Annotated in this window: 13 protein-coding genes; 4 read left to right on the top strand and 9 right to left on the bottom strand. The window is 39.7% G+C overall.

From position 1 onward, the window contains the following. Positions 1-51 precede the first annotated feature (51 nt). From HDE68_RS05145 to HDE68_RS05180, 8 genes are all read right to left on the bottom strand, one after another. A complete protein-coding gene (locus HDE68_RS05145; protein WP_183879555.1) occupies positions 52-2,283 on the bottom strand; it encodes an alpha-galactosidase in 2,232 nt (743 codons plus the stop codon). 90 nt (positions 2,284-2,373) lie between these two features. Beyond that, the gene (locus HDE68_RS05150; RefSeq protein ID WP_183879557.1) at positions 2,374-4,713 is read right to left on the bottom strand and encodes a glycosyl hydrolase family 95 catalytic domain-containing protein; all 2,340 of its coding nucleotides are present in this window, start codon (positions 4,711-4,713) and stop codon (positions 2,374-2,376) included. A 1-nt stretch (position 4,714) separates the two neighbouring features. Beyond that, positions 4,715-6,697 (bottom strand): SGNH/GDSL hydrolase family protein, encoded by a 1,983-nt coding sequence (locus tag HDE68_RS05155; RefSeq protein ID WP_221300669.1) that lies wholly within the window; start codon positions 6,695-6,697, stop codon positions 4,715-4,717. 4 nt (positions 6,698-6,701) lie between these two features. Further along, entirely contained in the window at positions 6,702-8,219 is a 1,518-nt protein-coding gene (locus HDE68_RS05160) for a RagB/SusD family nutrient uptake outer membrane protein (protein WP_183879559.1), read from the bottom strand. Between the two features lie 59 nt (positions 8,220-8,278). After that, complete coding sequence (locus HDE68_RS05165; protein WP_183879561.1) at positions 8,279-11,437, bottom strand: SusC/RagA family TonB-linked outer membrane protein; 3,159 nt, start codon at positions 11,435-11,437, stop codon at positions 8,279-8,281. Between the two features lie 110 nt (positions 11,438-11,547). Continuing rightward, positions 11,548-13,200 carry a sodium:solute symporter gene (locus tag HDE68_RS05170; protein WP_183879564.1) on the bottom strand — a complete coding sequence of 551 codons (1,653 nt, stop codon included), beginning with the start codon at positions 13,198-13,200 and terminating at the stop codon, positions 11,548-11,550. Between the two features lie 16 nt (positions 13,201-13,216). Beyond that, positions 13,217-14,449, bottom strand: a complete 1,233-nt coding sequence (locus tag HDE68_RS05175; protein ID WP_183879566.1) for an enolase C-terminal domain-like protein — start codon at positions 14,447-14,449, stop codon at positions 13,217-13,219. A 5-nt stretch (positions 14,450-14,454) separates the two neighbouring features. Beyond that, positions 14,455-15,240, bottom strand: coding sequence for an SDR family NAD(P)-dependent oxidoreductase (locus HDE68_RS05180; RefSeq protein ID WP_183879568.1), 786 nt, complete (start codon positions 15,238-15,240; stop codon positions 14,455-14,457). Positions 15,241-15,415: 175 nt separating this feature from the next. On the opposite strand from HDE68_RS05180, the gene HDE68_RS05185 reads away from it, so the two are divergent. Further along, the gene (locus HDE68_RS05185; RefSeq protein ID WP_183879570.1) at positions 15,416-16,342 is read left to right on the top strand and encodes an AraC family transcriptional regulator; all 927 of its coding nucleotides are present in this window, start codon (positions 15,416-15,418) and stop codon (positions 16,340-16,342) included. A 175-nt stretch (positions 16,343-16,517) separates the two neighbouring features. Continuing rightward, positions 16,518-16,877 (top strand): hypothetical protein, encoded by a 360-nt coding sequence (locus HDE68_RS05190; protein ID WP_183879572.1) that lies wholly within the window; start codon positions 16,518-16,520, stop codon positions 16,875-16,877. Between the two features lie 39 nt (positions 16,878-16,916). On the opposite strand, the gene HDE68_RS05195 is transcribed toward HDE68_RS05190, so the two are convergent. Then, the gene (locus HDE68_RS05195) at positions 16,917-17,426 is read right to left on the bottom strand and encodes a GNAT family N-acetyltransferase (RefSeq protein ID WP_183879574.1); all 510 of its coding nucleotides are present in this window, start codon (positions 17,424-17,426) and stop codon (positions 16,917-16,919) included. 173 nt (positions 17,427-17,599) lie between these two features. On the opposite strand from HDE68_RS05195, the gene HDE68_RS05200 reads away from it, so the two are divergent. Then, positions 17,600-17,935, top strand: coding sequence for a hypothetical protein (locus HDE68_RS05200; RefSeq protein WP_183879576.1), 336 nt, complete (start codon positions 17,600-17,602; stop codon positions 17,933-17,935). Between the two features lie 31 nt (positions 17,936-17,966). Next, positions 17,967-18,455: a hypothetical protein gene (locus HDE68_RS05205; protein ID WP_183879578.1), complete on the top strand. Its 489-nt coding sequence runs from the start codon at positions 17,967-17,969 to the stop codon at positions 18,453-18,455. Positions 18,456-18,457: the final 2 nt, after the last annotated feature.

Here is an 18,457-nt window from a genome sequence, read left to right on the forward strand (position 1 = left end):
TATAATAGCTGAAACCGGCAATGTCCGGGTTGAACCCGGCATTGCCGGTTGTTACAACGTATTTGCAGCTTTAGATAAATCTGCTGTAATCTTTAAAATAACACTGGTTCTGGTTGTATTGACCTCAGGATTGAACCCTATATTCATCAGGAAATCACCAGAAAACAGCTTTTCACTTTGAACAGGGGATTTTGTGCCCGGATAAATATTAATCTCCTGTATCCGGTATTTTTTAGCCGGATCAAGCCCTTTTAAGCGGATAGGTGTTTTACTGCTTTCCCCATAACGGTAATTAACCAGGTAATTAAACATCACTGCAGTAGATTTTGTTGAATCTACATACATTAGTGAAGCCATATTTTGTTCATGCGGGTTAACCAGGCGATACTGATCACCCTGCCAGATTACATTTTTCAGTGTATTATAAGTACTTACAGCATCCTGACAGAACTTTAAATCATTCTCTTTTAATTCGCTGACTACAATGTCAAAGCCTAATTTGCCCATCATAGCGACATCTGTTCTGAATTTGACGGGCTGTTTGCCCCAGTCTGTTACATGATTGGAACTGGCAATGGCCGGGTAAAAATAGGAGTAGTCCCATTGTATAAATATGCGTTCTACCGGGTCGGTATTATCGCTTGGCCAGAATTCGGTGAAATATTTTAGTGCGCCATAATCTACCCTGCCACCACCGCCCGAACATAACATCATCGGCACTACCGGATATTTAGCTCTTATTCTTTCCAGTACTTTATACAGCCCGTGTACATAATCTATATAAAACTGTGACTGATTGTTCTTTAAATGAGCTGAATAAGCATTGTAAATAACAGCATTACAGTCCCACTTGATATAAGCCAGTGAAGGGGCCTTAATGAATAACGAATCTACTATACCATATACAAAATCCTGTACTTTAGGATTGCTGAGATCGAGTACCAACTGATTTCTGAAATAATGTTCTTCTCTGTCTGGCTGTTTGATTACCCAATCCGGATGTTTAGTATACAAGTCACTTTTAGGGTTAACCATTTCCGGTTCAATCCAGATCCCGAATTTTACGCCGTCAGCTCCGGCTTCTTTGACGAGCGAAGTAATTCCATTCGGTAATTTCCTGCGGTTTTCCTGCCAGTCACCTAAACCAGCGTGATCGTCATTTCTGGGATGTTTATTGCCAAACCAGCCGTCATCCAGCAAAAATAAGTCTACCCCAAGTTTTTTGGTGTCTTTGAGTAACCCGCTTAACTTTTGTTCATTGAAATCAAAATAGGTAGCCTCCCAATTGTTTAAAAGGGTAAGCCGGTTACCCTTGCCATCGAGCAGTTTATAGTTTCTGGCCCAATTCTGTAATTTTCTGCTGGCTTCACCTTTTCCTTTATCAGATAGTGTAAATAAAAATGCAGGTGTTGTGAACTCTTCACCCGGCTTTAAAATATAAGGAGATGCGTAGTTATTCATCCCTGCAATAATTCTCAGGTTATCCTGAAAATCTACTTCAAAATCAATTTTAAAGTTTCCGCTCCATTCCAGTGCACCATATAATACATTACCCTCATCTTCGGTGGCAGGTTTATCGAGAGAAACCATAAAAACTGATGGCATAAATAGATTGGCACGTGTACCCAATTTGGTATCCAGGGTCTTTATACCATGGGTGAGTTTTGATTCTTCAGGCTGCATTTCCTTCGCCCAATCGCCATGAAACTGTTTTAACCAAAAGCTTTGTGCCTGAAGATTTAAATTGGCCGAAGCAAATTTCTGTAAAGTAACATTCCCTTTTTCATGATGTCTGATTACGTTCCATTGTTCAATGACATCTTCTTTATGATAAGATTTATAATATAAAGTAACTTCGAAATTGTAAACCGGATCTTTAAGCAACACTGTTAACAGCGACACATTATCATTTAAGCGGATTGTTTTGTGACTGATATATCTTAAATCCAAAGACATATTACCATCGGCATGGATCACCGATATTGCTGGTTCCATCAGGTTTCTTGACCCTGAAGGGGTATATGCCGAATTCAGCAAACCGGAATAATCTTCAGTTTGTTTATATCTGCTTTTAATGAAATCATATTCCTTTGGATCAGCTAGTTTTTTACCTAAATAAATGTTTTTTAAATTCTTATTCTCATCTGCCTGGAGTACCAATGCCTGATGTGAAGTTTCTATCGGAATGGTTATGTTTTGCGCATTGCTTTGATTTGCTGCTGCAAGAGTCAACAAAGAGAGAATAAAGGATTGTGATAAAACGGATTTGAATATTTGGTTCATTGAATTGATTCATTAGGGTATAACAGGAGTCAAACAGCTTAAGTTATTATTTATTCATGGAAAATTCAGGTATTCGGTGTTACTTGAATATTATATCGGCGAAGCCACGATTTCTTTGAGTTCTCCATTAATTTTCACTTTAACTTTACGTGGTTTTGCCGACCTGATCCTATAACTGATTACTTTCCCATCCGTCCATTTAAAATCAACGGTGAAATTTCCCCGGGCTTTCATCCCTGTGATGCTGCCCGAAGGTTTCCAGTTATCCGGAATAGCCGGTAAAAGCTCTATGAATCCGGCATGGCTTTGTATCAGCATTTCTGCTATCCCTGCTGCTGTACCGAAATTTCCATCTATTTGAAAAGGAGGGCCTGCAGATAATAAATTAGGATAAATTCCTCCTCCTGCACCATAATTGATATTGGTGTTATAAACAGGTTTCATAATTTCTTTAAAAAGCTTGTAGGCCCTGTTACCATCATGTAATCTTGCCCAGAAAAGTTGTTTATAGGCTATAGACCAGCTTGGCCCATCATCTCCGCGAACGTCAAGTGTTTTTTTGCAGGCTTCGGCTAATTCAGGAGTAGATTCTGTGGTGATCAGGGAGGCTGGATATAATCCATATAAATGGGAAATATGGCGGTGATGAATATCAGTTTCTTTATAATCTTCAAGCCATTCCATGATTCTGCCATCTTTGCTGATTTGCCCTGCCGGCGGCAGGTCTTTCAGTTTTGCTGTCAGAGAATCACGAAAAGATTTATCCGTTCCTAACAACTCAGAAGCCGTAATAACGTTGTTAAAGAGTTCCCTGATAATCTGATTATCTATAGTTGGCCCTTCGGTAATACTTGATTTTTTACCACTGGGTAAATAGAAATCATTTTCAGGTGATGAAGACGGAGAGGTTACCAGCCAGCCGGTTTTAAGGTCCTTAATCAGCATACTGTTATAAAACTTTGCAGATCCTTTAAGCACCGGGTAAATGGAGCGCAAATAAGATTCATCTTCAGTAAAGGCATAGTGTTCCCATAAATTATTGCACAGCCAGCCTGAACCTGATTTTGTAATTCCCCAGGACGCGCTTTCTCCTGGTTCTGTAAATCCCCAGATATTGGTAATTACATGTGCTACCCAGCCTTCTGCATTGTAATATGCTTTGGCTGTTCTTTCACCAGGTTTAACTAAGCCCTTAACCAGTTCTGCAAGCGGTAAATTCAATTCTGAAAGATTAGAGACTTCAACAGGCCAGTGATTCATCTGTACATTCACATCCAGGTGATAATCTCCGTTCCAGGGCGTTTGAATCTGGTTGGCCCATAACCCTTGTAAATTAGGCGGAAGCAGGCCAACCCTGGTGCTGCTTATAGTCAGGTATCTTCCAAACTGATAAAAGAGAACAGGTAATCCTGTATCTGCATCAGGATTGCGGTGAAAGCTCAAAAGCCGCTGGTCAGTTGGTTCCTGACTGACAATTTCTTTTCCTGTACCTGTATTGTTGCCTATGTTTAAACTTACCCTGTTAAATAGTTTTTGATAATTAGTGATATGCTGTGCTTTTTGTAAAGCATAGCTTTTTCTGATAGCCTTTTGGAGCTCCCGGGCTATCTTTTGTTTATAATCCTGATTCTTATAATCAGTGGCCGCAGAAACATAAATAATCAGTTCTGTAGCATTTTTTACAGTGATTGTATTTGCTGTTGTTGTGATCTTTCCATCTGCTGTCTGTGCTTTTACCTGGGCCAGGTATTTCATTCCAGGATTGGCTGTACCACTTTTTAACTCGCCTGATAGCAGCAGGTCATCCCCCTGCATATGCTCTACAGATCTTTCCGGCCTGCTGATAGCGATTGTGCAATTGATTTGCTTTGCTTTATCTGCGGTAATTCTGATGATATTGATATCATCCCCGAAACTGGTGAAATACTCTCTTTTAAAATTTACCCCATTAACTGAATAAGTACTTTTTGCCAGTGCATCATTTAAAGAAAGTTCTCTCTGATAGTTTTTGACAGATGGATTTCCAGAATAAGTGAAATCTATACTGAGGTTGCCTAATACCTGGTAAGCACCAAAAGGTTCACTCGCAGATCCTACACCTTTACAGATAAAATCTTTATCCATTAATGCCTGCGCTTCATCATTTTTTCCTTCGGCTAAAAGCTTTCTTAACTGGGGAAGGCTTTTATAGGCCTCATAATTATTAGCGTCCTGTGGGGCACCAGACCATAAAGTGATATCATTAAGCACTATATTCTCTTTACTGATACCTCCGTCGGGCATCATGCCTAAACGGCCATTACCCAGAGGTAATGTTTCTTCCCATTGCTTTGCCGGTTTGTCATACCATAATTTTAAGGGCATCTGCTGAGCTTTGGCCTGATAACCTGTGAGTATGATCATCAGACTGATATAGAGTTTATTCATCATTTCAGTTTTTTAAAAAGTATACGATACGGCATGCATTGCCCTGACTGCCAGAATTTTTATTTTTATCAATTGATATGTTTAAAACATGGCTGCCCTTTTTTAAACCAGAACCCAGTAAAACATACCAGGGTAAATGCAATGAATTACTCCATTGCGTAAATAAGTCAACTTGTTTTTTTGGGGAGCCATCTATAGCATAAGTAATGATTCCTGCATCCGGGCCGGAAATAACAGCAATACCAATTGCATTTCCCTCAAAGGAAAGAGAAAGGCTGGAACCTGGATGAGCTGAGCTTAATACCGGAACATTAACAAAACCTGCCCTTGTCGCTTTTTGATCGGAAGGTGTCCAGTTTTTATCTATTTTCCAGTTGACATCATAATGGGCGTTTTTGATATCTTGATAACTGCCTTTGGAAAAATTGTTTTTGTCCAGTTCCTTTGGTAAAATTGCTTTTTTGTAGGTTAATGAAGCTTTTTGAGACAAAGAACCTGTTTGTTTCAAAGCTGCTGATTGATTAAAACAGGTATTCAGTAAACTTTTAATAGTTGCAAAATATAGCTCCTGACCATAATAGGAGGGGTGCAAATCTTTAAAATCATCTTCCCAGTTAAACTCCTTGTTTTTTATCTTTTCATAAACCTCTTTTGCCAGGTTAATTGAAGGTAAATTATAGTGCGCTGCAATGCGTTCATGATTTGCTATTTCAACAGGGATAAGCTGATGCTGATAATCCTGGTTCTTATCAGGATCTGCAAATTCCATCAGCATAATATCCATGAAGGGATTACTCTTTTTTGCATGCAATATTATCCCTTCGAGACTCCTTAACTGTGTTAAACTATCAGTTCTGTTGACCCGGTCATTCACAGCAGCTTCTACAAACAGGAGATCAACTTTTCCCGAATCAAGGACATCCCGCTGAAGACGAAAAGCATGTGGTAAACTGCCTAATGAAGGGATTCCGGCTGAGATAAAATGAAATTGGGTTTTCGGAAAACGTTCCATCAGGTAGTTACATACTTTTTGACGCCAGCCGGGATTATAGGTGATTGAACCGCCGGCAAATGCTACAGTAGCTTTCTTTTGCTGCTTAACTGTCTGATAAAAATTAGTCAGCCCATTTCTGACCTTAAAATAATCACTATAAGGAAGAATATTTTTTACGGGATAGCTGTTGGAAACTATAAAGTCTGCATAACGATCTGCATGATGAATTGGAATATGATGTCCATTCATTTCCTGAGGGCCATCAGTAATGGGGTAAACCAGTGCAGGGCCGCCCAGATAAGTGTATCTATGTACAAAGATATCTAGATTTTCTTCCCGTGGTGCTAAGCGGTCATTGATCCCGATTACATTTAAAACAGGTATTTTGAAAGCAGCCAGCCCATCCAGGTGATCAATAGGGTTATCACTAAATTCCAGGGCCTGTTGTTCAGTAAAATGATAAGCTTTTTTCAGTTGTTTCCACGAATCGGCATCTCCAGGTCCCTTTCCTTTGCCTCCCGGCCAGCTTTTAAAATCATATACCGGAGTTTCTGCATAAATGCAGCTTACCTTTCCGGGATTACGCTTGGCCCAGCCTATGGCATATAAAGCACCTCTGCTCACGGCTTCTAATGCTGGTTTTGAAGATAACTTCAGGGAGTCTGTTACATAGGCATAAAATTCGTCCCAGATCTGTAAATCGGCCGGACTCCCATATTCATCATCTGCATGGACATAAGCAATATGAAAGCCCCTGACAAGCAGCAAGCTATCCATTTCAGTATGCCAGTCTGGAAAGGAAGACCTCCATACCCAGGGATTGCCTGGCAATGCTTTTGCTGGTTTCACGGTATAGGCAGAACGCTTATTTATTTTAAAATAAGACCGTTCAAAACCCTTCCATGTATCTTTTTTGGAATCCGGTAATGCCTGGCCTGTAACCTGGCTGCTCAACAGGATCAGTAGAAAAATTAAATTATAACTTAGTCTCAATTGCTTAATAATTTGGGTTCTGAACTAATATACCACCACTTTTATCAATTTCTGTTTGTGGCAGTGGCCATTTGTAAAATTTATCTTCAAAACGATAAGCGAACAGCCCATCCTTAACATTATTTAAAACTGGCCCTGCGATATGCCATCTAATCAAATCATAGTGACGCAGACCTTCAAATGCAAGTTCCACTCTTCTTTCATGACGGATTCTTTCTCTCATCTGTTCTTTTGATAAGCCATCAGGGAATGGCGGCATATTTACCCTGGCGCGCAAATCTGTCATGGCCTGATAAACTGTTCCATCCGGCCCTGCCAATTCATTCTGTGCTTCTGCATACATTAAAAGAACTTCACCAAAACGTAAGATTACTGCATCCTGCTGGCTCAGTGTCGAGAAACCGTAAGGAATATTATTGGGCTCTAAAAACTTGATCACACCATAACCAGTAGGTCTTGGATTTGATGGATGATGTATCTTTCCATTCCCAAAGTCTACAAAATCTTTGTAGACTGTTTTAGCCAGTCTCGGGTCACGGTTGGTGAACGGGGCTGCGGTATTGGTGAGGGGAGAAATCCCGTAAGGCAGACCATCCGTACATTCATAAGTATTCACCAGATTAGTTAATGGTGCGGCTGCATCCCAATCCCCATAATATAAATCCCAGGCTGCTGTATTGTTTGGTGCCAGAAAGTTTACCGTGAATATAATTTCCGGATTCCCTTTTTGTGTTGCATCTCTGAAGATATCTTCAAAATTCCTGCTTAACCTGTATTGTGACATCAATTGTTTGCAAAGATCTGTGACTTGCTGCATGATTGTCAGATCAGGTGTTCCATTATTTCCATAAGCAGCGAACATTAATACACGTGCTTTTAGTGCTTTGGCTGAAGAAGAAACGGCATGCCCGTAATTTTGGAAGTAAGGATCTGTTTTCAGGTTAGCAATACTAAAGTCGAGGTCAGTAGTGATTTGTGTCAGGATTTTATCTGAGCTTACTTTGGGCTGATTTTGCGTTTGCAAAGTTAATGGCTCCAATACAAGCGGGACATCACCATAGATTGTATACAATTGATAGTAATAAAAACCTCTGATAAACCTTACTTCTGCTTCAAACTGTTTCCGGTCACCGGCTGTAATATCTGCTCCTGTATAAGCACTAAGCTGCTGCAGAAAGATATTGACCCTTGCTATTCCGGAATAGCTATTATTGTATATACTGGTTTCAAAGCCACCAGTAGACGGGTTTAAGTTTCCTGAAGCGATGTCATTGGAACTACCAGAGTTAAACTGGCAATATCCATTATCCGTCAGGCAATCTCTGAACCCAATGCCTACTGTAAAATCTTCTTTCTGCATAGAAGCGTAAACCGCTGCAAGGCCTTTGTTGAAATCTTCTTTTGATTTCCAGAAAGTTGCCGTTGAGATTTGATCTAAAGGATTTAAATCCAATGCTTTTTTGCAGGAACTCAGACAAATTACTGCGGTAAATATGGTGGCTAGTAAAATTTTCGTTTTCATCGCTCTATTTATTGATTGTTTTAGATGGACCTTTTGGTGTTGGATTCATATCAGACCGCTTAAAAAGTAACATTCAGTCCAAAAGAATAAATCTTATTTTGCGGGTATTGTACCAGATCACCGCTTCCACCACGCTCAGGATCAAGTCCTTTGAATTTAGTGCTGGTAAATAAATTGTCTCCTGAAAAATAAATTCTTAATCTTTCCAGGCCGATAGTCTTCACCATTTTTGCTGGAATGGTATAGCCGACAACCAGATTTTTAAGTCTTAAATAAGAACCATCCTGTAAAAAGAAAGTGGATGCACGGGTAATTTTCTGCGGTGCATTACCTCCCCAGTAGATTCTGGGCATCGTAGCCGAAGGGTTCTCCGGAGTCCACCGGTCAAGCCAGTCTGTAGTAGGAGGGGCGCCCTGTACAAATGGGATAGTTCCCCATCCGGTCACAAAATATTTAACCCCATAAACACCTTGCAGCATCGCTGAGATATCAAATCCTTTCCAGCTGGCTGATAAGTTAAAAGAGTAGTTTAATTTCGGAAATACACCTGGTATAATGGTACGGTCATCATCGTTGATTTTTCCGTCCCCATTGACATCTTTATATTTCAGGTCACCAGCCACGGTATTATCATTATACTGTTTTGGTGAATTCTGAACTTCTGCTGCGGATTGAAAAATCCCTTCTACCTGGAGCATATAAAAGGAATTCCAGGGTTGCCCGTTTTGGTTAATTGACGAACCGCCGATTTCGCGCTGTCCGAATTTAACCAGCTTATTGCTGTTGTGATCCAGATTAACACCCGCACTGTAGTTTAAACCGGTAAATAAACCACTTTTAATGGTATTGTTATAAGAAAGACCGAGCTCAATCCCTGTGTTTTCAACTATACCATCGTTGATGACCGGAGCCCCCAAACCTACAATTGCCGTAACCTGCGATTGTCTTAAAATATCAGTGGTTCTTTTTTTATACCAGTCTGCAGTCAGGTTAAAATTTTTGAAAATAGTCAGGTCTAATCCGGCATCAGTCATCGTGGTGGTTTCCCATCGGATTAAAGGGTTGTTCAAATCCGTTTGTGCAACCCCGGTGGTTAGTGACGAGTTATCAAATGAATAATTTCCGGTAAGCTGCAGCAGGGCCTGGTAAGGATAATTAATTCCATAACCATTGACAACTATGTTTTGATTACCGAGTTTACCCCATGAACCTCTGATCTTCAGGTTATCCACCCAACTTAGTCCCAGTGCTTTAAAAAAGGGTTCTTCTGTGACTCTCCATCCTGCCGAGAAAGAAGGGAAGACTCCCCATCTGTTGCCGGTATTGAATTTTGAACTGCCATCATAACGCACATTTCCTTCTACTAAATAACGTTCTTTATAATTATAATTCAGACGTCCGAAATAAGACATTAATCCCCATTGATTACCTGTTCCATTGGTAGACTGGATAGACGGGCTTCCTGCATTTAATTCTCTTAAATCCGGATTTGGAAATTCTTTACGATAACCTGAAAGATACTGGTAATGGTTTTGCTCGATGCTGTAACCTGCCTGTGCTTTAATGCTATGGCCGCTGAAATTATGATTGTAATTCAGGTAACTGTATAAATTTGTATAAATGGTCTGCTGATCCTGAACCGTTAATCCGCTGCCCAGATCGAGTGAAGTAGCCAATTGATTGGTACGGAAATTATATTCTGGTACCTGGGTACGGAAATCTTTATACTTATCAAAAGTAGCATTTACTGCGCCTTTAGTATACCAGGAGAAATCTTTGTTAAACTGGACCTCGACCCATGCCTGGGCATTTAGCGTATAGTCATTTGTATTATGACTGATGTTATTATTTAATACTCCGAATGGGTTCTTATTGTTGTATTCAAAATCGTAGGCTTTATAAGTTAAGCGGCCGCTGCCATCGGTTAAATAAGGACCATAAGTAGGGGCCTGGGACATGGCGGACAAAAACATATCTCCTGATCCGAATGGGGTAGATTCCAGTGTTCCTGACTTCAATAAAAGATTGGTCCCGAATTTAATATGTTCATTAATCTTTGAAGTCAGATTGATACGGGCATTGTATTTTTTATAATTAAAACCCCTCATAATCCCATTTTGGTTGATATAACCCAGAGAAACATTATAGCTGGTTTTCTCATTGCCGCCATTAAAGGTCAGGTTATGATTTTGGGTAGGAGCGGTTCTGAAAATAAGACTAAGCCAGTCTGTATTTGGATAATGTACACGGTCGGTACTGTTCCTGTACAAATCTATCTGATCTTGTGGATAAAGCAGGGATGGATCAGTTAAACCTGAGTTGATCCTTGCCTCATTATACAGGTCCATATATTGTGCAGAATTAGTGATCAGGTTAAATAGTTTTGTCGGTTTATAAATCCCCACATTTGCATCATATTGGATCGCTAATTTTCCGGACTGACCTTGTTTGGTAGTGACCAGCACTACACCATTTGCAGCTCTTGAACCATACATGGCAGCCGATGCAGCATCTTTAAGAACTGATATGTTATCAATATTATTTGGATTAATATCACTGAGATTTCCGGGAACCCCGTCAATTAATACCAATGGATCAGATCCGGCGCCACTAAAGGTCCCATTTCCCCTGATTCGTATAGATACCCCTTCATTACCGGGCTCACCTCTGCTTTGAACTACCTGGACACCGGGCATAGTTCCCTGCAGCATTGCTGCAGGATTAACCACTGGTCTTTTGATCAGGTCATCACCACTGACAGTAGCAACCGACCCGGTCAGGTTAACCTTTTTCTGGGTTCCATAACCTACTACAATAACCTCATTTAACGATTTTGCTTCTGATGCTAAAATGATATCAATGGTATTTCTGTTATTTACAGGGACAGTCTGACTTTGATAACCAATAGAAGTGATTATTAAAACAGCATTGCCAGTTGCTTTAACCTGATATTTACCCCGGGCATCTGTACTTATTACCTGGGTGGTTCCCTGTACCCTTACAGCTGTGCCAGGTAAGGGCCCTGCAGCATCAGTTATTTTTCCCTGTATCGTAATTTCCTGAGCAAAAGATTTTAAGGTGAAAAAATGAAGGAGAAGTAAGACTAAAATTGCTGCCTTTTTAGCCCCGGATAGCTTAAACTGTCTGAGGCCTTCAATTTTTAAAGCAATTTGAAAAAAAGCACAAGTCCTGATGGACTTATAAGTAAACTCTTTCATACATTATATTTTTGGTTGGGGTAAAAGTATAGGACAATCCTTTACATGAAAATGGACTAAGCCATAAAGTAAATGGACTATTCTATGATAGGAAAGGTTTTGGAGCTGGATTATCTAAAAACCCAGAACAAGGCACACATCACGATCAGCAGTAAAAAGGAAAGCAGTTTATAGTTTCCCAGGCCGCTCCATCCTTTTTCGGATAAAGATTCCCATGGAGATTTCCAGTATAACAATGCACTTTCAGCAGTATGCTGTACAGGGAAAACATAAGAAAAAGTGACTTGTAAAAACAGGCAGAAACAAAACAGGTAAAAAGCCATCATCATAAAAGGGATCTGGCCAATAAAATTGTCAGGATATACTTTGCTGATAATGAAGATAATTACACCTGTTGCAGAGCCGATGTAAAGGGTAAGCCTGGCAGATTTTGCTGACGCCTTTCCCCAGAAAATACCTAATAAAAATACACAGGTAATAGGCGGGGCAATATGTGCAATAATATCATTAAGACCATTAAATATACTTTCATAACTATTTAATAATGGCAATAACAACAGGGAGAAAATTAACGATAAACCTGCTGCAATTTTTCCTGCCTTTACCAGTTTTTTATCGCTTACATCAGGCCTGTATCTCTGATAAATGTCATAACTGGCCATGGTAGAGATCGAATTGAGTGCGCCGGATATCTGACTCATCAATCCGGAAAGGAGTGCTGCTACCAGGATACCTGCCAGTCCTTTGGGGATAAGCTGCAAAATCATCAGTGTATAAATTCCTTTGCTGTTGACAACTTCTTTGCCACCCTCAAAAGTTTTTAATGCGCTGATATCAAGTTGTCCTGTCTGGGTAAGTGCATAGGCGAATAAACCAGGCATTACAAAAATAAATACAGGCAGAATTTTTATAAAGCCACAGAATATTGGCCCTATCCTGGCATGATTTTCATCTTTAGCACCTAATACCCTTTGTACAATGGTTTGATCGGCACACCAGTACCAGATCCCTAATATTGGATAACCTAAAAAGACTGCATACCATGGTAGACCGCTGCTATCTCCATGTGGTCTCATCATTGATAATTTTTCCAGCTGGTGCTGTTGTTGCAAAACATCAACCATAGCATGCCAGCCGCCTATCTTATGGTAACAGGCAATAGTCATAATTATAGCTCCGCTCAATAAGACTACAGTCTGGATAGACTCGGTGACTACAACTGCCCTCAGACCACCCACTATGGTATAAACAGCAGTAATTAAAGCGATGATAATTACACTGGTGTACAGGTTTACCCCAAAAAGGGTTTGTAAAACTATGCCGCCGGCAAGTAAGGAGAAAGAAATATGGATAACTATAGCAGAGACCACAGAAACAATAGCCAGCCAGTCACGGCTGGCACGGTCATAACGTTTTTCCAAAAAATCCGGCAGGGTTGTTACACCTGATTTAATATAAAATGGGACAAAAAACAGCGAAAGCAGAATTAATGTAAAGGCCGCCATCCATTCAAAATTCCCATTCAGCAGACCACTGTCAAAACCACTTTGTGCCAGGCTGACTAAATGGACACAAGAGATATTTGTCGCAAATAGTGCCAGCCCTATCATTGGCCATTTTAATGTTTTTCCTGCCAGAAAATATTCGCTGGCCTCATTTTGCTGACCGGTTTTATGCTGATATTTTATTCCTGCCCATAAACCTATGGCAAAAATGAATATAATATATAGCATACTGATCGTGGTATCTACTGGGTGGATCATTCTTAATGTTAAATATTTAATTGATCAGGCTTATCAATTCGCAACTGGCTCCAGGTTCCTGTGGGGTGATATAAGAGCCGTTGACAATCTTTGCCGGATGTAAAAAATGCGGTTTCAAATGCGGGATATGTTCCAGGAATAAAGCTTCATGACCCACAGAAATATGGTTGAACAGAACTAAATGCTGATGCAATTGCCCCATATCACCAACATGAGGAACTACTGGTATCCCAAATTTCCTGCACAATAAACTTACGGTAATAAATTCACTTACACCACCTACACGTACTGCATCTGCCTGGATAAAAGAGGCTGCACCTGTTTGCAGATAGTTCTTAAAAACTACTTTATTTGGGACATGTTCTCCGAGTGCGAGTTTGATCGGGCTGATGGCCTGCGCTATTGTCTGATGGGCAAGAATATCATCCGGATGGGTAGGTTCTTCAATCCAGTAGGGGTTCATTTCTTTCAGATGTCCGCAGATCTGAATAGCCTGGGGCAGGTTCCATTGCTGATTGGCATCGAGCATGACTTTGACGGAGTCTCCGGCCACTTCTCTTACGATATGGGCCCTGCGGATATCCCTTTCAAAATCTGGTGAACCTACCTTAAGTTTCATCGCCTTAAATCCTGCTGCTACAGCCCGTTGACAGTTTTCCCTGACCAGCTCATCCGAATAATTAAACCAGCCAATGGAAGTGTCATATCCCGGGTATCCGGTATCGAGTATCGCATGCCGCGCAGGTTTGCTTTGCTGCTGTTCTAAAAGCATCTGCATGGCCTGTTCCTGAGTTAATTCATCTTCAAGGTAAGAAAAATCGAGTGTATTGATGAGTTCCTGAGGGGAAAGGTCTATCAGTAATTTCCATAACGGAACACCTCTTTTTTTTGCCCACAGGTCATAACAGGCATTAGTCACAGATGCCAGTGCCAAATGCACAACCCCTTTATGCGGCCCGAGCCAGCGGAATTGCTGATCATCTGAAAGCTTTCTGAAAGTTGTCCCGAAACTGGCCATGATTTCTTCGATATCTTTTCCCTGCAATTGTCTGGCATAATAATGTGCAGCTTTGCAAACCAGGTCATTACCTTCGCCTAAAGTGAAGGCCAGGCCAAATCCGGTAATTCCGGTATCATCAACTAGCTGGGTTACCGCATAAGAATAGACCGGGTCCTGATGAATGGCATCACTTCCGGCATGGCCGCCTAATTTGTAACGTGCATCTGAAACTTCAATTCTTTTGATCATAAAATTTAGGGATGAGTGTTCATGATTTTTCTGTAACCAAGCTCGGCTCCACCTGAAACCGGAAGTATACAGCCCGTAATGAACCTTGCTTGTTCAGAAATCAGAAATAAACAAGCATCTGCGATCACACCGCCTTCCGGGCAATAGCCCAGCGGATGTATGGCATCCAGATATTCTTTGATTTTTTCGGTGTCCGGTTGCTGTTTACTCCAGGTTCTGAGCATAGGTGTCCAGACACCTGCAGGGGCTACTGAGTTTACGCGTATCCCAAATGGGGCATAATCAAGGGCCATAGATTTTGTCAGCGCATTAATGGCCCCTTTCGTAGCTGAATATCCGGCATGAATTGGCTGTCCGATTTCACCAACGATACTACTGGTGTTTAAGATATTCCCTTTGTTTTTTTTGAGTTCAGCAATACCATATTTAGTGGTATGATAAATACCTTTAACATTAATATCAAAAAGCCGCTGCCATTCTTCATCAGAGGTTTCACAAATCGTTTTTGAGGGATTGGAGATCCCTGCATTGTTATGTATAATATCTATTTTTCCGAATTTACTGACCGTTTCTGTGATTGCATTTTTAATCTCCTGTGAAGAAGATACATCTGCTAAAATATAGTGAATACGATCATCTGTGAACTCATTCCTGGCTTTTTTCAGACTTTCTTTATCATTGGTAAGGATACTTAAGGTGGCGCCGGCCTGGTGATAAACTTTAGCACATTCAAAACCTATACCTTCCGTGCCTCCGGTCAAAAAGACAACTTTATCGTTCAGTAACTGCATATAATTTGGTTATAAATTACTTATAGCTGAATTTAAAGCTATAAATAGTTAATCTTAGTATAATCAAATGTAGATAGTGGCAATTAATTTTATAATAGGCTATTCTGTTATTTTAATGGATAATTCTATTTAATATTACGGTAGATTCAATTATCTAAACCAAATTATAAACCTTATGAATAACAGTACTATCTCCAAAAGACGAGACGGCTTTGACGGGCAAAAAATAATCCATATCCCGCCAAGAATATTAAAAGACTATTTAAAGAAGCACCCTGCTTTATTTCATATTTACATTGCCCATATTGGTTATTTTCCTAAGGCTTTTTCTCATTACAGGGAATGGAGAAAAGGCTGTGACGATAATATTTTTATTTATTGTCTGACCGGTAAAGGATATTATATCATTGATGATCAGAAATTTGAGGTTACACCCAATCAGTTTTTTGTTATACCTGCAACAGATAAGTTTATTAAATACTGGGCTGATACTGATGATCCCTGGACGATATACTGGGTACATTATACGGGAAGTATTATTGATAATTTCAACACCTCCTTAAATATTGATTTCTCCAAAGGACCAGTACCGATCGCTTTTAACAATAAGGCAATAGAGATATGGAAGAATATTTATCAGTGTCTGGAAATGGGTTATAGTATTGAAAATTTATGCAATGCTAATTTTCGCCTTTATCATTTTATAGCATCTTTTCTTTTTCCGGATAAAAATGCAAGGTCTGAAAATAATGTCAACCTGGATATTATTAACAGTACGATTATGGATATGAAGAATAATATTGATAAGAAACTAGTGGTAGAGGATATGGCAAACCTCCATAAATTATCCTGTTCTCATTTTTCCAGTTTATTCCGGAAAGCAACGGGGATGCCGCCGATTGATTATTTTATTCACTTGAAAATGCAGAAAGCCTGTCAGCTTTTATATACTAATAAAGCTAAAATCAAAGAAGTTGCTATGGACCTTGGTTATGAAGATCCTTATTATTTTTCCCGTTTGTTCAAAAAATATATGGGCTTATCGCCAGAACAATATAAATTGACCACTAGTGGTCAGTTATCTTTACAGTCTGAATTATAAGATCAATAAATTAAAAACAGAGCGTTAAGAATGTTCGCTTATGTACAGGTATTGTTCGTAAGTGAACATGGGTTTATTTTTAATGAGTTGTTAATCAGTGTTTTATTGGTCTGTTTGCCGCTGGCATGGTTATTCCATAACAGGTAAATATATTAATCAAATTAAAACTGTGATCATGAGCTATAAACTCCTTCTTATTTTTACCACGCTCTTTTTTCAATGGCCTAATGTGACAAAACACTGGAAAAGCAATGATGCGCCTGGTTACTGTAATGCCACCTTCGAAGACTTTAATGGCAAACAGGACTTCAAAGTTAAACTTACAAAAAATGAGGCCTTTGTTTTCAAATATTCGGCAACGCTGACAAAAGGCACTTTACATCTTGCTGTAAAATCGAATTCAAAAACAATTTATGAGAAAGATATCAGTGGAACAATAACTGATGAAGTTCGGGTTGAAAACCCTAAAGGTGAAAAGTATAAATATACTTTTACTGCAAACCATGCAAACGGCAGCTTTGATGTGCGCTATTAAACCAGCAAATAAATATTGTAATGGAAAAGGCTGTCTGATTCAGACAGCCTTTTCCATTACAATAAATTCTATGGGTTGTTTGATATCCCCAAAAAGTCCGTCCCCTTCAAAGGGCTGTGTTTCTCCTGTAAAGGTGTAACCTCTGCGTTCATACCATTCAATCAGTTCCTGACGACTGCTGATGACTGTCATAGTGATCTTATGGCAATTTGAGGCCTTTGCCATTACTTCGGCCTCCGCAAGTAAAGCCCTTCCAATTCCACCACCCTGAAGTGCAGGCGATACACTAAACATTCCAAGATATAATACTGGCCCTTTGACTTCCAGGTAAACAGATCCCAGGATTTGTCCATGATCATTTGTATATTTTAATATACTGATAGCATCGTTACCGAAATAGGTAAGCAGTGTTTCTTCATTAATTCTGATACCACCTAACAGATCGGCTTCAGTTGTCCATCCTTTTTTTGATTCTTCACCACGGTAAGCAATGTTAACTAAGCGGTTTAATTCGGGTACATCTGTAATTGCAGCTTTGGTAATCGGCATGTTTTTTTTGGCGCTAAATTAATATTTTATGTTAGCGTACCAAAAATTAAGCGGGAGTAATTATACCAGAGATCACGTATAATTACGTAGTAAATAGGGTGAAAATACCCTGTTAAAAAATGTGGCTTTCAACCATATTTGTTTAGTTCTATAAATTAAACAAACTCAACCTCATGGCAACAACGTATCCTTACACACAATCTTCGCCCCTGGTAAATAGCATTACTGCTACTACAGTGGTTTCTTTAAGCAATGGAATGCAGGTAGCTCAGATTGCTTTTACCACAGCCGCTGGTCAGCTGGGTCAGATTACATTATCTCCTGTTCAGCCAACTGCTGAAAATGTAGAATTTAAGGCTGGCACGCAAACCCTGAAGATTAAGAAAGCAACTTTTTCTGCAGCTTTTGGCTTTGATCCTGGTCAGGTAACTGTAGAGGGAGATGCAACTGATCAAAACGGTAAGAATGATACTGACTTTCAGAAACAGATTGCTTCCTGGTCAAACTAATTCAAAATTACGCTCTCAACTATATAATTTCATGAAAGCAGACCTTTTGCCTTCATGGAATTATATAAAATCTTTCCTTTTTTTATTTGCGGTATTTTCTTGTTTTACGCTAAAGGCTGATGCGCAGTATCAACCTCAGAAAAAGCAGACAGCTGTATCCTCTGTTGCCGGACAGCAGCAAATATTAGAGAAAGGCAAAACCGGGGAACGGTATTTTGGAGATTTAATGGTCAGCTATACAGTTGATTCAACAGGAACCAATGTGTTATGCTCGCTATACCTGGTCACACAATTTGTTTACATGCGTAACCTGAATGCAACCAGCCCTGATTGTGATTTTGACGTAGAATTGGGTCTGGGGAAATCGGCAGGCCGTTTACATCTGAATTTAATAAATACAGACCCGCATTCAGTTTCTACTTTATACGGAAACTTTACCTATACGGTAAGTTCAAACAATACTTCTTATCTGTTCAAAGGTGATTTAACCGGTTGGTTTTTAAGTAATACTATAAAATAATA

The sequence above is a fragment of the Pedobacter cryoconitis genome, from assembly GCF_014200605.1.
Classification (GTDB): Bacteria; Bacteroidota; Bacteroidia; order Sphingobacteriales; family Sphingobacteriaceae; genus Pedobacter; species Pedobacter cryoconitis_B.

Bases quoted from the DNA above. Each gene is read 5' to 3' on its own strand.
- HDE68_RS05175 (WP_183879566.1), bottom strand. From the start codon at position 14,449: ATGATCAAAAGAATTGAAGTTTCAGATGCACGTTACAAATTAGGCGGC.
- HDE68_RS05205 (WP_183879578.1), top strand. From the start codon at position 17,967: ATGAAAGCAGACCTTTTGCCTTCATGGAATTATATAAAATCTTTCCTT.
- HDE68_RS05200 (WP_183879576.1), top strand. From the start codon at position 17,600: ATGGCAACAACGTATCCTTACACACAATCTTCGCCCCTGGTAAATAGC.
- HDE68_RS05185 (WP_183879570.1), top strand. From the start codon at position 15,416: ATGAATAACAGTACTATCTCCAAAAGACGAGACGGCTTTGACGGGCAA.
- HDE68_RS05180 (WP_183879568.1), bottom strand. From the start codon at position 15,240: ATGCAGTTACTGAACGATAAAGTTGTCTTTTTGACCGGAGGCACGGAA.
- HDE68_RS05160 (WP_183879559.1), bottom strand. From the start codon at position 8,219: ATGAAAACGAAAATTTTACTAGCCACCATATTTACCGCAGTAATTTGT.
- HDE68_RS05150 (WP_183879557.1), bottom strand. From the start codon at position 4,713: ATGATGAATAAACTCTATATCAGTCTGATGATCATACTCACAGGTTAT.
- HDE68_RS05190 (WP_183879572.1), top strand. From the start codon at position 16,518: ATGAGCTATAAACTCCTTCTTATTTTTACCACGCTCTTTTTTCAATGG.
- HDE68_RS05195 (WP_183879574.1), bottom strand. From the start codon at position 17,426: ATGCCGATTACCAAAGCTGCAATTACAGATGTACCCGAATTAAACCGC.
- HDE68_RS05170 (WP_183879564.1), bottom strand. From the start codon at position 13,200: ATGATCCACCCAGTAGATACCACGATCAGTATGCTATATATTATATTC.
- HDE68_RS05165 (WP_183879561.1), bottom strand. From the start codon at position 11,437: ATGAAAGAGTTTACTTATAAGTCCATCAGGACTTGTGCTTTTTTTCAA.
- HDE68_RS05145 (WP_183879555.1), bottom strand. From the start codon at position 2,283: ATGAACCAAATATTCAAATCCGTTTTATCACAATCCTTTATTCTCTCT.